Annotated in this window: 12 protein-coding genes; 10 read left to right on the plus strand and 2 right to left on the minus strand. The window is 58.1% G+C overall.

Features of this window, described 5'->3' with window-relative positions; genetic code table 11:
• The 5 genes from KQ940_RS17440 to KQ940_RS17460 form a co-directional block, all read left to right on the plus strand.
• Nucleotides 1–286 (plus strand): hypothetical protein (locus KQ940_RS17440; protein WP_217415084.1); only part of this gene is annotated, 286 nt, incomplete at its 5' end.
• 51 nt (nucleotides 287–337) lie between these two features.
• A complete protein-coding gene (locus KQ940_RS17445) occupies nucleotides 338–571 on the plus strand; it encodes a hypothetical protein (protein ID WP_217415086.1) in 234 nt (77 codons plus the stop codon).
• A complete protein-coding gene (locus KQ940_RS17450) occupies nucleotides 558–821 on the plus strand; it encodes a type II toxin-antitoxin system RelE family toxin (protein ID WP_217415087.1) in 264 nt (87 codons plus the stop codon). Before KQ940_RS17445 ends, KQ940_RS17450 begins: the two co-directional genes overlap by 14 nt.
• Before the next feature lie 91 nt (nucleotides 822–912).
• Nucleotides 913–1,281, plus strand: coding sequence for a YbaN family protein (locus tag KQ940_RS23245; RefSeq protein WP_217415088.1), 369 nt, complete (start codon nucleotides 913–915; stop codon nucleotides 1,279–1,281).
• Between the two features lie 126 nt (nucleotides 1,282–1,407).
• A complete protein-coding gene (locus KQ940_RS17460; RefSeq protein WP_217415089.1) occupies nucleotides 1,408–2,022 on the plus strand; it encodes a class I SAM-dependent methyltransferase in 615 nt (204 codons plus the stop codon).
• Between the two features lie 85 nt (nucleotides 2,023–2,107).
• Here the strand turns inward: KQ940_RS17460 and KQ940_RS17465 are convergent, their stop codons facing one another.
• Entirely contained in the window at nucleotides 2,108–3,046 is a 939-nt protein-coding gene (locus KQ940_RS17465; RefSeq protein ID WP_217415090.1) for a LysR family transcriptional regulator, read from the minus strand.
• 102 nt (nucleotides 3,047–3,148) lie between these two features.
• Here KQ940_RS17465 and ydiJ point away from each other — a divergent pair, with 102 nt between their 5' ends.
• The 5 genes from ydiJ to KQ940_RS17490 all read left to right on the plus strand — a co-directional run bounded on the left by ydiJ (nucleotide 3,149) and on the right by KQ940_RS17490 (nucleotide 12,253).
• A complete protein-coding gene (gene ydiJ, locus KQ940_RS17470) occupies nucleotides 3,149–6,205 on the plus strand; it encodes a D-2-hydroxyglutarate dehydrogenase YdiJ (protein WP_217415091.1) in 3,057 nt (1,018 codons plus the stop codon).
• Nucleotides 6,206–6,350: 145 nt separating this feature from the next.
• Nucleotides 6,351–6,836: a ribonuclease E activity regulator RraA gene (gene rraA / locus KQ940_RS17475; RefSeq protein ID WP_217415092.1), complete on the plus strand. Its 486-nt coding sequence runs from the start codon at nucleotides 6,351–6,353 to the stop codon at nucleotides 6,834–6,836.
• Between the two features lie 376 nt (nucleotides 6,837–7,212).
• The gene (locus KQ940_RS17480) at nucleotides 7,213–8,292 is read left to right on the plus strand and encodes a porin (RefSeq protein ID WP_217415094.1); all 1,080 of its coding nucleotides are present in this window, start codon (nucleotides 7,213–7,215) and stop codon (nucleotides 8,290–8,292) included.
• Nucleotides 8,293–8,517: 225 nt separating this feature from the next.
• The gene (gene nosP / locus KQ940_RS17485) at nucleotides 8,518–9,678 is read left to right on the plus strand and encodes a nitric oxide-sensing protein NosP (RefSeq protein WP_217415096.1); all 1,161 of its coding nucleotides are present in this window, start codon (nucleotides 8,518–8,520) and stop codon (nucleotides 9,676–9,678) included.
• Entirely contained in the window at nucleotides 9,671–12,253 is a 2,583-nt protein-coding gene (locus KQ940_RS17490) for a hybrid sensor histidine kinase/response regulator (RefSeq protein ID WP_217415097.1), read from the plus strand. The genes nosP and KQ940_RS17490 overlap by 8 nt, the downstream gene beginning before the upstream one ends.
• A gap of 46 nt (nucleotides 12,254–12,299) precedes the next feature.
• Here KQ940_RS17490 and KQ940_RS17495 read toward each other — a convergent pair whose 3' ends face one another.
• A complete protein-coding gene (locus KQ940_RS17495; protein ID WP_217415098.1) occupies nucleotides 12,300–12,968 on the minus strand; it encodes a response regulator in 669 nt (222 codons plus the stop codon).
• Nucleotides 12,969–13,127: the final 159 nt, after the last annotated feature.

A 13,127-nucleotide genomic window follows, 5' to 3' on the forward strand; every position in this document is an offset into this window, starting at 1 on the left:
AAGTCGGTTTATTGATGCCTCGGTGGAGGGGACATCTCAAGTTGCGATTTTGGGGACTTTAGCAACCGGCACTGACAGTATGACGACAGAACAACTGTCGCTCTACCTGCATGCCCACTGGCCGGAACTGGCCAACATCGTGTTGGACGAGCTGGACTGGGAGCTGGAAAGACGAGGCCACCGCTTCAGCCCCGCCGCGGCAACAGGATCATGGTCGCCGACAGGGCACTCGGTGTTTTTCAAGGTTGTTATCCAGCCTAATGCGTACAACGCTATGACATCATAGCGTTGTGATGCTATAGTCTTGAAACAACATATCTAAGAGGAGGAGCATGCTGTGAGCACTCTATCCAAACGCTCAACTGTCTATTTTGAGCCAGCTATCCATCAAGCCTTAAAAATACGAGCAGCATCATCCCACGTATCTGTATCTGAACTTGTTGACGAAGCTGTTCGCCTGCTTATGCGCGAAGACCAAGAAGATCTACAGGCAATTTCAGAAAGGTCCCAGGAACCTGAGATCAGCTATGAAGACTTGCTCAATGATCTGAAGCAGCATGGCAAAATATAAAATTACTTTTAAAAAATCTGTTGCTAAAGACTTCCGGAACATTCCCAAGCAAGATGTTCAGCGGATTTTAAAGCGCATAGACTCTTTGGCTGATAATCCTAGAGCAGAAGGTTGCATTAAAATTTCCGGCCAAGAAAACTACCGGGTTAGGCAGGGCTTATATCGCATTATCTACGAAATACGGGATGAAGTGTTGGTTATAAATGTCATAAAAGTTGGACATCGTTCAGCTATTTACAGGAGCAGCTAACAACGTAAGCACTTGACCGCTAATGCATCGGTTGACGAAGGGGCCACACCAACCGGTGATAAATCATGAGAATTACAAGAGGTGAGCGCGTATGACGCGTGTGGTGGCGCTAGTTCTCGCATACCTGTGTTTAGCACTTGCCCTTATAGGCGTGTTTCTCCCAGGGTTGCCAACGGTCCCATTTCTTCTATTGACCGCGTGGTTTGCGGCAAGAGGGTCCGATAGGCTTCACCGTTGGTTATATGCCCATCCGCACTTGGGTAAGCTGCTTATAGATTGGGAGCAAGAGCGAGCAGTATCAAGACGAAGCAAAGCATTAGCTGTACTGATGCTGCTTGGCAGTGGGGCTTTTATGTATCATCGGGTTAATCATTTTTGGCTGCTTACGGGCATTACTATTTTGTTTATTGCAGTGGCTGTTTATTTACTTAGCAGGCCGGAGCCTAAACGTAGCGAGTGAGCATACCTCATCAGGGTGCTGCAGAGGATGCACGACGCGCTCCCGTTTGTTGTGCTATTCACTATGCCATGACAGGCCATAGTCGCTACAGGGTGTGGATCAGGTGAAGGGATTAAGGAGAAACCGTTGAGGGATGCCAAACAGTTCTGGGACAGAAGCGCGGCTCGTTACGCGAAAAGCTCGATACGCGATCAGGCCGGCTACGAGAAGAAGTTGGCCATCACCCGGGAGTACTTCCGTCCGGACTGGAGCGTTTTGGAGTTCGGATGCGGTACAGGAAGTACGGCAATTCTCCATGCTCCGTTCGTTGGTCATATCGTAGCAACGGATATATCGGACAGGATGCTGGAAATCGCCAGGCAGAAGGCGGAAGCGGCTTCTATCGACAATGTTATTTTCCGGCAAGGCACGCTCGATAGCCTGGAGTTTGAGCCCGAGTCTTTTGATGCTGTTTTGGGACTGAATATTCTGCATCTTCTGGAAGAGGTCGAAGGCGCCATTTCAACGGTGTACGGGCTGCTGAAACCTGGCGGTGTGTTTATCTCCAGTACTGCGCTGGTGGGTGAGTTGAACATCCTCTGGCGGGCCGTTATTCCGCTCATGCAGGCTGTTGGATTGGCGCCTTTTGTTAACCGTTTTAGACGTGGGGAGCTGGTGGCGATGCTCGAACAGTCAGGCTTCTCAATCGACAGGGAGTGGCAGCCAGGCAAGGGCTCTCTCTTCATCGTCGCAAGGAAGTAATCCTGTTTACGATCAGCGGCACCGACACGGACATGTTGACCCATGCGGAGGCCGCGATCGGGACTTGCTCGGGTGCGCTGATCAATCAGATCGCCTGAACCCCTTCGGGTAGCGGCATATTCGCCAGATGTTCTCTCACACAATCCAGCAGCGCCGCTGCGGCCGGACTGAGGGCGCGGCCGCGGCGGGTGATGATGCAGATCTCGCGTTCGAGCTTGGGATGCTCCAACGGGATGAAGCGCAGTTGGGCGAAGGCGTGGGTGTCGGCGGCCAAGGCCGGCAGAACCGATACGCCAAGATTTTGTGTGATCAGCGCTGCAAGCCCAGCCGGGTTGGTGGCCTCTATCAATGGCGCATCGAGCGTTATCGGCAGTTGCCCGCTTTCGGTGAACCGTTCCAGCTGGGCTCGGATGCCGGTGTCTCGGCTCAGCAAAATAAGCTGTTCAACCGGGATGGCATGCCAATCCAGGAGGTGCGCTTGCGCCAGCGGATGCTGGTGAGGCACAACCAGCCCGTAGCGGTCGCGCAGCAGGGGCCGGTACTCCAGGTCCGGCTGGTCGGAGTGGTTGCCGGCGATGGCGAAATCGACTTCGTTATTCAACACCCGCTGTTCCAGGCTGCCGGCGCTGTCGTCACGTATGTGCACACTGATGCTGGGATGTTGAGCGCGAAAACGCACCAGCGCACCGGGCAGAAAACGGGTGACGATGGAGGGGGAGCCGGCCAGGTTAACGTGGCCCTGCTTCAGCTCGGCGCGGGATTGAAGGTCAGTCATGGCGGTGGCGAAATCGGACAGCAGGCGCTCCGCTACCGGCAGGAAACGCTCTCCTTCGTCGGTCAGCAGCACGCGGCGGGTGGTGCGGTCGAACAGTTTGAGCCCGGCCTGGGTTTCCAGTTGCTGTATCTGGGCGGTCAGGGTCGATTGGGTCAGGTGCAGGCCCTCGGCGGCGCGGGTGAAACTGCCGCAGTTGGCAACCTCGACGAAGGCTTGCAACTGGCGAATCGAGATATTGTTCGGATTCATCGATTAATCTATCGAATTTTATCGTTTGATTGATAAATGACGATTCTGCATCATTGCGCTCATTGTGACCAGTTTCCATCTTACGTTTGAACGGGTAGCCGCATGATCCCACGCATCGCCGAGACCGATACCATCAAGGCTCTCTATCTTGAGTTTATCGAGGCGCTCAAACACGCCGGATTCGAGGGGGATCTGAACCCCGATTATGCCAACCGGGTCGTGCTGGCCACGGATAACAGTATCTATCAGATTCTGCCGCAGGCGGTGCTCTATCCACGCAATACGCAGGATCTGGTGCGCATTGCGGAGCTGGCCGAGTTACCGCGGTTTGCCGATGTGGTGCTCAGCGCCCGGGGCGGCGGTACCGGTACCAACGGCCAGTCGTTGACCGACGGTCTGGTGGTCGATGTTTCCAAACATATGAACCGCATCCTCGAGATAAACCCGGACGAGCGCTGGGTCAGGGTGCAGGCGGGTGTGGTCAAGGATCAGCTCAACGCCGCGCTGAAGCCCTACGGCCTTTTCTTCGCGCCGGAGCTGTCGACCAGTAACCGCGCCACCGTCGGCGGCATGATCAACACCGATGCCAGCGGTCAGGGATCGGTGATGTACGGCAAGACCCGCGACCACGTGCTGGAGCTGACCAGTGTTTGGCTAGGCGGCGAGCTTTGGACCTCGAAGGCGGTCGATGAGTCGGAGCTGGACGAGATCAAGTCACGCAAGGACCGCATCGGCGAGGCCCACCGGGTGATCGATCAAGTGTTTGGCGAGAACCGCGAACTGATCGACACCACCTTCCCCAAACTGAACCGCTGCCTGACCGGCTATGACCTGGCGCATATCCGTGACGAGCAGGGGCGGTTCAACCTGAACTCGATCCTCTGTGGCGGCGAGGGCTCGCTGGCGTTTATCGCCGAAGCCAAGCTCAACGTGCTGGCGATCCCCAAGCACTCGGCGCTGGTCAACATCAAGTACGACAGCTTCGAGGCCTCGCTGCGCGATGCGCAGGCGTTGATGGAGTGGGGGCCGACCTCGATCGAGACGGTGGACTCCAAGGTACTGAACCTGGCGATGGAGGATATCGTCTGGGATAGCGTGGCCAGCTACTTCCCACAATTGGAAGGGGAGCCGGATATTCGCGGTATCAACCTGGTGGAGTACACCGGGGATGATGAGACGAAGCTGCGTGAAGAGGTGGAGGCGCTCTGTCACCATCTTGACGGCGTTTGCGGCAAGCCGGGTGCCGGCTTCGGTTACACCGTTGCTTACGGCGCTGGAGAGATCAACAAGATCTGGGGCATGCGCAAAAAGTCGGTGGGGCTGCTGGGTAACGCCAAGGGGCAGAAACGGCCGATTCCGTTCGTGGAAGATACGGCGGTACCGCCGGAAAACCTGGCTGACTACATCATGGAGTTCCGCAAGCTGCTTGACGATCATGGCCTGGCCTACGGCATGTTCGGTCACGTGGACTGCGGCGTACTGCATGTACGTCCGGCGATCGACATGAAAGATCCGGCGCAGGAGAGCCTGATCCGCACCATCACCGATGGGGTGGCGGCGCTGACCAAGAAGTACAAGGGGCTGCTCTGGGGCGAGCACGGCAAGGGGGTGCGGTCGGAGTACGCGCCGGAGTTCTTTGGCCCGCTCTATCCGCAGCTGCAGCGGATCAAGGGTGTGTTCGATCCGCGTAACCAGATGAACCCGGGCAAGATCGCGACTCCGGCGCTCGAAGGCGCCGAACTGCTGAAGATCGATGCGGTGGCGACTCGCGGCCAGTACGACCGCGAGGTGCCGGAGATCGTGCGCGAGCAGTACGATTCGGCGATGAACTGCAACGGCAACGGTGCCTGCTATAACTTCGATCCCAACGATGCCATGTGCCCGTCGTGGAAGGGCACGCGCGAGCGTATCCACTCGCCGAAGGGGCGCGCATCGCTGATCCGCGAATGGTTGCGTCTGATGGCGCGCCAGGGGGTGGACCCTGTCGGTGAGGCGAGGGCGGTTCGGCGCTCAAATGGGTTACTGTCGCTGCCGATGAAGTTACGCAATACCTGGCGGCGCGACCGCGGCGAGTACGATTTCTCCAACGAGGTGCACGAGGCGATGATGGGTTGCCTGGCCTGCAAATCCTGCGTCGGTCAGTGCCCGATCAAGGTCAATGTGCCGGATTTTCGTGCCCGCTTCCTCGAGCTGTACTACAGCCGTTACCTGCGCCCGGTGAAGGATTACCTGGTCGGCAGCCTGGAGTTCATGATCCCGACCCTGTCCCGCTTCCCGGCACCCTACAACTGGGCGATGAGCAATTCGCTGGTGCGCGCGCTGATGCGCCGCTTCGGCGGTATGGTGGACAGCCCGGTGATCTGCACCAACAGCCTGCGTCAGGGGCTGGAGCAGCGCGGTATCGAGTGGGCGACGCCGGAGTTGATCGGCTCGTTGAGCGGTGGCCAGCGTGAGCGCGCCGTGGTGATCGTGCAGGATGCGTTTACCAGTTACTTCGAAACCCGGCTGGTGCTGGATCTGGTCGATCTGTTGGGCCATCTCGGCTACTACGTGATGGTGGCGCCGTTCATGCCCAATGGCAAGCCGTTGCACGTGCATGGCTTCATGAAGGCGTTTGAGAAGGCGGCACGGCGGAATACCGACATGCTCTCCGCGCTGGAGGATACCGGCGTACCGCTGATCGGCATCGATCCGTCGATGACGCTGACCTACCGCCAGGAGTACGCCGACGCGGTAGACGGTGCCCTGCCCAAGGTAGCGCTGATCCAGGAGTGGCTCAGCGGCGAACTCGGCCGTATCAAGCTGGAGCGGGATCTGCCGAGCGCCGATTACAAACTGCTCGCGCACTGCACCGAGAAGACTTCGGCAGCGCCGTCGCTGAAACAGTGGCAGTCGATCTTCGAAGCGCTGGGCCAGAAGCTGGATATTGTTGCCTCCGGTTGTTGCGGCATGTCCGGCACCTTCGGCCATGAAACGGTGAACTACCAGCGCTCCAAGGATATATACGATCTGAGCTGGCGTAATATCGTCAATACACCGGCAAACAGGGGGCAGCTGATGGCGACCGGTTACTCCTGCCGCTCCCAGGTCAAACGGATGGACAGCCAGGCATTGCCGCATCCGGTGCAGGTGTTGCTGGGTGTAGTCGCACCCAGCTAGTCGAGCCTTTGTGCGCTGCACAGCGAGCTTCCGTATTCGGATCGTGAAAACTGGCCATAAGTGGTAGTGCAATTGCACAACGCTTGGGCCAGTATTGGCGTTTACCCTTCGAATGCATTTCCATTCAGTCAATAAGGAGCCTGCTGTGGAAGACCTTCTCCCTGAACTCTGCGATCAGTTCCCCGAACGTGTGACCGTAGTCGAGCCGATGTTCATCAACTACGGTGGCCGGGAAAATTTCGGTGGTGAAATCGTCACCATCAAGGCGTTTGAGGACAACTCCCTGGTACGGGAACAGGTCGCCCAGCCCGGCGCCGGCAAGGTGCTGGTGGTCGACGGTGGCGGTTCCATGCGCCGCGCCATGCTCGGCGACATGCTGGCGGAAAAGGCCAGCGCAAACGGCTGGGAAGGGATCGTGATCTACGGCTGCATTCGCGATGTGAACGCGATAGGGGAGACCGATATCGGCGTTCAGGCGCTGGGCACTCACCCGATGAAAACCGACAAGCGCGGTCTGGGGGATCTCAACGTCGAGGTGACCTTCGGCGGCGTGACCTTCCGTCCGGGCGAATACCTTTACGCCGACAATAACGGCATTCTGGTGTCGCCGCAGAAGCTTGAACTCGCGTGATACCCATCGCCGAGTAAATGAAAGAGCGCCGCTGCTGGCGCTCTATTGCTCTCCATCTCTCCCGCCTGAACGCCCCCTACTGCGACTCTGGATACAGTACTTTCGGTACTGACCATAACGCTTACTCCCGTATTGCGTCTGTCGTTGATGAACTCCTAAAAAACTATCGCTCTTTCGGTCAGCTGCTTCGGTTGTCATACGCCTGTCACTTTTGTATCAGCCCGATTCAACGCCTTAGGGCGCGAGCGCAAAGCAGGGTGAAAACGCTGCTAACGCCCGATATCGGGAGGGCGTGCCTGTCCGAATAATCACTCCCCATCAGGTGGAAAGGGGACTCCAACCGCCTGACTGTCATGACTAAAAACAAGGGGATGATATGAAAAAGAACAACCTGACCCGTTCTCTGCTGGCATTTGCCGTTGCAGCCTCTGCGGCGACCGCACACGCGGAGATCATGCTGTATGACAACGAAGGTACCACCTTCTCGGCTGACGGCCTGCTCAACGCTTTCTATACCTACCAGGACCAGGGCGATACCAATGTATCCCGCGTTCGTATGGGTTTCCTGCCGAACTATATCGGCTTTAATGTGACCAAGCAGCAGGGCGACCTGAAGCTGGGTGGGCGTTCATCTTTCTGGGTGACCATCAACGACGTCAACAATGATGACAGCAACGGCGACAGCGAGACCGACTCCGCGATCGACGTACGTCAGTTCTACGCCACCGTCGACGGCGACTTCGGTCAGGTGTTGTTCGGTAAGGATTTCGGCCTCTACGCGCGCAGCAACATCTTCAACGACGAACTGCTGTTGGGTGTCGGCTTTGCGCCTCAGTCCACTTCTCGTACCACCTTCGGTAACATCACCACCGGTTACCCCTACGCCAACCCGAATGCGCAGATCACTTATCGTACGCCGAAAACCAACGGTTTCCAGCTGGCCGTCGGTATGCTCGATCCCAGCTACACCTCGAACCTGAGCACCTACAGTGAAGAGCCGCGCCTCGAAGCGGAACTGACCTACGGTACCGACATCGACGGCGTGACCTTCAATGCCTGGTTGAGCGGTGCGTCCGGTGAAGCGACTACCGGTTCCACCAGTGTTGATGCGCAGGGCGTGGCCTACGGTGCCCAGGTCGGTGTCGGCGGCTTCAAGCTGACCGCCTCAGGTTTCGACCAGCAGGGCATTCCGACCACCTTTACCAGCGACGTTTTGTCTGCCGAAACAGATTCGGATGGATATCTGGTTCAGACCTCCTACACTTATCAAGCGGTCAGAGGCGTACTCTCCTACGGCAATGTTGACGCAGGCGGTGCGACCAGTGAACTGACGGGTGGTGCGTTGTTCTACTCTGTTAACGACAATTTGAAACTTGTTGCCGAATACAGTGTCTATGAACCGGAAGGCGGTACTGATATGGATACCATCGCACTCGGTGCAGTACTGACCTGGTAATAATCGTCATCCTTTCAGCGTATTAGCTGGCCGCAGACCGGACCTTCCCCCCTTCATCCGGTCTGCGGCTTTTATTTTCTCTGCTCAAAATTTCCCTCGACTTTTCCCTTCTACACCCTGCGCAGCGTATATTCAGTACTCAAGTAGCATTAACCCCTATTGGGGGCTGTGCCTACAATCAAAAGAAACTTTTTCAGCAGTGAAGTGAGCACGGGAGTACCCGGGATGAATGCGCCCCTGATAAAAGAGCCGGTCGTGACCGCTGTGTCGCGTCAGCAGGATCCAACGCTTGCCGCGCGGGAGCTGGCCGACAGCCTGCGGCACCCGGAGCTTGGCTTCGTGCTCTTTTTCTGTTCGGCCGAATATCCGCTGGAGCAGCTCAGTGCCGAGCTGGACAAAGCCTTCGACGGTATCCAGATCACCGGCTGTACCACCGCGGGTGAGGTGACACCCGAGGGGTACGAGCGCGGCAGTATCACCGCGATAGGGTTCGATCGAAACCTGTTCGCAGCCGAAGTGGCGCTGATCGAGTCACTTGAGGGGTTCGCACTGGCCGACGCACAGAAACTGGTGGATGGGCTGGTGAATGCCTGTCGTGAGGACCGGGTTGCACCGATCAAGGGCCACAGTTTCGCGCTGACGCTGCTCGATGGCCTCTCCAGCCAGGAGGAGATGGTGCTGATGACGCTGAATGCAGCGCTCGGCAGTATCCCTCAGTTCGGCGGTTCGGCAGGGGATGACATCCATCTGACCAATACCCATGTCTATTGCAACGGGCGCTTCTACACCCAGGCGGCGGTGGTGATCATGATCAGCACGCCGCTGGATTTCGAGGTGTTTACCACCCACCACATGCACGCACGCGATGAAAAACTGGTGGTGACCGCCGCCGATCCTGGCAGCCGCACGGTGTATGAGCTCAATGCGGTGCCTGCCGCCGAAGAGTACGCCCGTATCGTCGGTCTGCCGGTGGAACAGCTGGACAACCGGGTGTTTGCGTTCAAGCCCCTTGCGGTGCGTATCGGCAATGAGCATTACGTGCGCTCGATTCAACGGGTCAACCCGGATGGCAGTTTGACGTTTTATTGTGCGGTCGAGAACGGCATCGTGCTCACGGCGATGGAGCCGGGGTCGATGATCGAAAACTTGGGCGCACGCCTGGATCATATCGAAAGCGAAATGGGAGAGCCGCTGATCACCATCGGTTGCGACTGTTTCCTGCGTCGTCTGGAGCTGGAGTACTGCGACCAGGCCGAGGAGATGTCCCGCTTCCTGCAGCAACACCGCGTCGTTGGCTTTAATACCTATGGTGAACAGTATGACGGTATGCACATCAACCAGACCTTCACAGGAGTTGTCATTGGCCGAAACAGCCGCCATGGATGATACGACACCCGAGCTACTGCGTGCCCGCATAGCGGAGCTGGAAGCCGAGAATGCCCGTCTGAACAAGATTCGCAATGCGCTGGTCGAGCGTGTCGAAGCCAGCAGTGCGTTGCGTGCCGCACCCTATGCAGCGTTTGAGCACTCGGTAATTCTGGCCGAGCAGGTACGTGAGCGTACCGAGGCGCTGAATGCCGCGCTGCATGATCTGAAACACTCTCACCAGGCGTTGAAACTGGCCAACGAGGAGGCGGCGACCGCCCACCAGCGCCTGATCGATGCGATCGAGAGTATCTCCGACGCCTTCGCCCTGTTCGATGCCGATAAGCAACTGGTACTGTGCAACAATCAGTATCGCCAGATCTGGGCGCTGTGCGGTGTCGATATCCAGCGCGGCACTACCTTGGCGCGCTGTCTTGAACTCGCGGTGGAACATAACCTGATCGTCGAGACCCAGGTCGGCAACGAGGACGCCAATATTTACCGCTTGTGCGATGGTCGCTGGCTGCAGATGAACAGCCGCACCACCGGCGATGGCGGCTTGGTGGCGCTGTATACCGATATCACCGAGCTGAAGGCGTCCGAGGCGGCTCAGCGTGAGCAGGCGCTGGAGCAGAAGTCGCGCCTGCTCAAGAGTACCGTGGATAACCTGTCGCAAGGGGTGGTGCTGATCAACGCCGAGGGGCAGGTAGAGATCTGGAACGACCTGTTCCTGACCCTGTGTGGGCTTGATCGCGCGCAGATGGAGGGTGCACCCCGGTTCGAACGCTTGATGGATGGCTCTGGCGTAATGCTGCTGACCCCAAGCTCAAAAGATGAGCGCGGGCAGCCGTTGGACGAACTGACCCAGGAGCTGAGCGATGGACGGGTGGTGGAGATCCGCACCCACGCGCTGCCCACCGGCGGTTACGTCAACACCTATACCGACATTACCGAGCACTCCCGCTACGCCGAAACCCTGCGCGAGAGCGAGCGCTGGATACGCCTGATCACCGACCACGTGCCGGCACTGATCGCTTATGTCGGCGAGGATATGCGCTACCAGTTCACCAACAAGGTGTACGATGACTGGTACGGTTGGCCGCGGGGGTCGCTGCTCGGCGAGACCATCGGCCGCGTCCACGGCGACGCCCAGTTTGAGCGCCTGAAGCCCTATGTTGACCGCGCCTTGGCGGGGGAGAGCGTGACCTTCGAGATCGAGGAGGCCAATGCCGCCGGCGAGAACCGCTACCTGCTCAAGGCCTATGTGCCCAATATGGGCTCCCAGGGCAAGCCGGTCGGCTTCTTCGTCATGATCCGCGATATCACCGAGCGTCGTCGCACGGCGATGGCGCTGCAGCAGGCCTATCAGAATCTGGAGCATCGGGTACGCGAGCGCACTTCGGAGCTGACCGATCTGAACCAGCAGCTGCGTCAGGAGATCGGCGAGCGCAAGGCGATCGAGTCGCGCCTGCTGGAAGCCAAGCAGGAGGCGGAGCAGGCCAATCTGTCGAAGACCAAGTTCCTCGCCGCGGTCAGCCATGACCTGCTGCAACCGCTGAACGCGGCGCGCCTGTTCACCGGTGCGCTGCTGGAGCAGCCGATGCCGGAGCGTATCGCCCATCTGATCGGCTCGGTCAGCAACTCGCTGGAGGATGTGGAGCGCCTGCTCAGTACCCTGGTGGATATCTCCAAACTGGATGCTGGGGTGATTCAGCCCGACGTATCGGCATTCAGGGTGAACGAGTTGCTGGACAACATCGCGCCCGAATATACCCATATCGCCAAGAGCGAAGGGATCCACTTCCATTCGGTATCCTGTACCGCCGTGGTGCAGACAGATCCGGCGCTGCTGGCGCGTATTCTGCGCAATCTGTTGTCCAACGCGGTACGTTACACCAATCCCGGCGGGCGAATTCTGCTCGGCTGCCGCCGCCGCGCGGAGGGGCTCGAGGTGCAGGTGTGCGATACCGGTAGCGGTATACCATCCGACCAGTTGAAAACGATCTTCCAGGAGTTCAAGCGTGGCAACAACATCAGCCAGGATAAGGGGTTGGGGTTGGGCCTTGCCATCGTCGAGAAGATCGTCCGCATGCTGGGTCATCGCATCGAGGTGCGCTCGGAGCTGGGCAAAGGGTCCGTATTCTCGGTGATGATCCCCTATGGCGAGCTGGCGCCTCAGCATACCGTGCCGCAGCTGCAGATCGCCGATATCGGCGAGCGCCTGAAGGGGTGCAATATCTGGATGATCGATAACGACCAGTCGATCTGCGACGGCATGGCCACGCTGCTCAACGGCTGGGGCTGCAAGGTGACCACGGCGATAGGCCTTGAACAGCTTCGTGAGCAGGTGGCAGTCGGAACGGCGCCGCTGGATCTGTTGATCGCCGACTATCATCTGGACAACAACGTGATCGGTGTCGATGTGGTGCGGGATATCATGAAGCAGCGCCCGGATGAGCCGCCGGTGCTGATGATCACCGCGAACTACAGCAACGAGCTAAAACAGCAGATGCGTGAGCTTGGCTATGAGCTGATGCACAAGCCGATTCGTCCGCTCAAACTGAAGACCATGCTCAGCCACCTGATGAGGGATTGATCCAGCAGAGCCTCCTGCGTCGAGCCGGGAGGCTGGGGAGGGGAGGTTAGCGTCTCAGGTAGTGGGCAAAATCGATATCGCTGGCGGACAGGATCGCCTGCACGCGGTTGTGTACGCCGAGCTTACGCAGAATGGCCGATACATGCGCCTTTACCGTGGTTTCGGCGATATTGAGGTTGTAGGCGATCTGCTTGTTGGATTCGCCCTGCGCCATGCGTTCCAGCACCAACAACTGACGCCGGGTGAGTGAGTTGAGCAGTTCCGGCGGTATCTGCGGTTCGCTAAGGCGTCGGCTGCGTCGACTGTCGCCGCCACTGGCGCGAATGATGTCGCTGGGCAGGTAGACGTTGCCGTTGAGGATCTGCTGCAATGCGTCGGTCATCTCTTTGCGCGGGGCCGACTTGGAGATGAAACCGACGGCACCGCAGGTGATCGCCTGCAGTACGATCTGTTTATCGTCTTCAGCGGATACGATGACCACCGGAACGGTCGGCGACTCATTACGCAGGGATATCAGGCCATTGAGGCCGTGCATGCCGGGCATGTTCAGATCGAGAAGTACGAGGTCGAGATCCTCATCTTCGGTGGCCAGTTTGAGGGCGGTCTCCAGATCCTCGGTCTCAATGGTTTCCGAGCCGGGAAAGCCTGACTGGATCACGTTGGTGATCGCTTCGCGGAACAGCGGGTGATCATCGGCAATCAGTATGCGATACACGTCTTTATCCCTCTTATGGTGTTTATTATCGGGGCTATAGTCCGTATTACACCTTTACGAGCGCTTCGGCGAAATTGAACCATCGTGGCAGCGATATAGTACCAAAGTACTGGTTTTTATACAGGGCGTTGATATCAGTATGGTATTTATTACTGTTTC

Origin of the sequence: Marinobacterium ramblicola, from assembly GCF_019084545.1 — a bacterium.
Taxonomy (GTDB): domain Bacteria; phylum Pseudomonadota; class Gammaproteobacteria; order Pseudomonadales; family Balneatricaceae; genus Marinobacterium_D; species Marinobacterium_D ramblicola.

Excerpts from the sequence above, each read along its gene's own strand:
- KQ940_RS17465 (WP_217415090.1), bottom strand. The coding sequence starts at position 3,046 with ATGAATCCGAACAATATCTCGATTCGCCAGTTGCAAGCCTTCGTCGAG.
- KQ940_RS17490 (WP_217415097.1), top strand. The coding sequence starts at position 9,671 with ATGGATGATACGACACCCGAGCTACTGCGTGCCCGCATAGCGGAGCTG.
- KQ940_RS17480 (WP_217415094.1), top strand. The coding sequence starts at position 7,213 with ATGAAAAAGAACAACCTGACCCGTTCTCTGCTGGCATTTGCCGTTGCA.
- ydiJ (WP_217415091.1), top strand. The coding sequence starts at position 3,149 with ATGATCCCACGCATCGCCGAGACCGATACCATCAAGGCTCTCTATCTT.
- KQ940_RS17450 (WP_217415087.1), top strand. The coding sequence starts at position 558 with ATGGCAAAATATAAAATTACTTTTAAAAAATCTGTTGCTAAAGACTTC.
- KQ940_RS23245 (WP_217415088.1), top strand. The coding sequence starts at position 913 with ATGACGCGTGTGGTGGCGCTAGTTCTCGCATACCTGTGTTTAGCACTT.
- nosP (WP_217415096.1), top strand. The coding sequence starts at position 8,518 with ATGAATGCGCCCCTGATAAAAGAGCCGGTCGTGACCGCTGTGTCGCGT.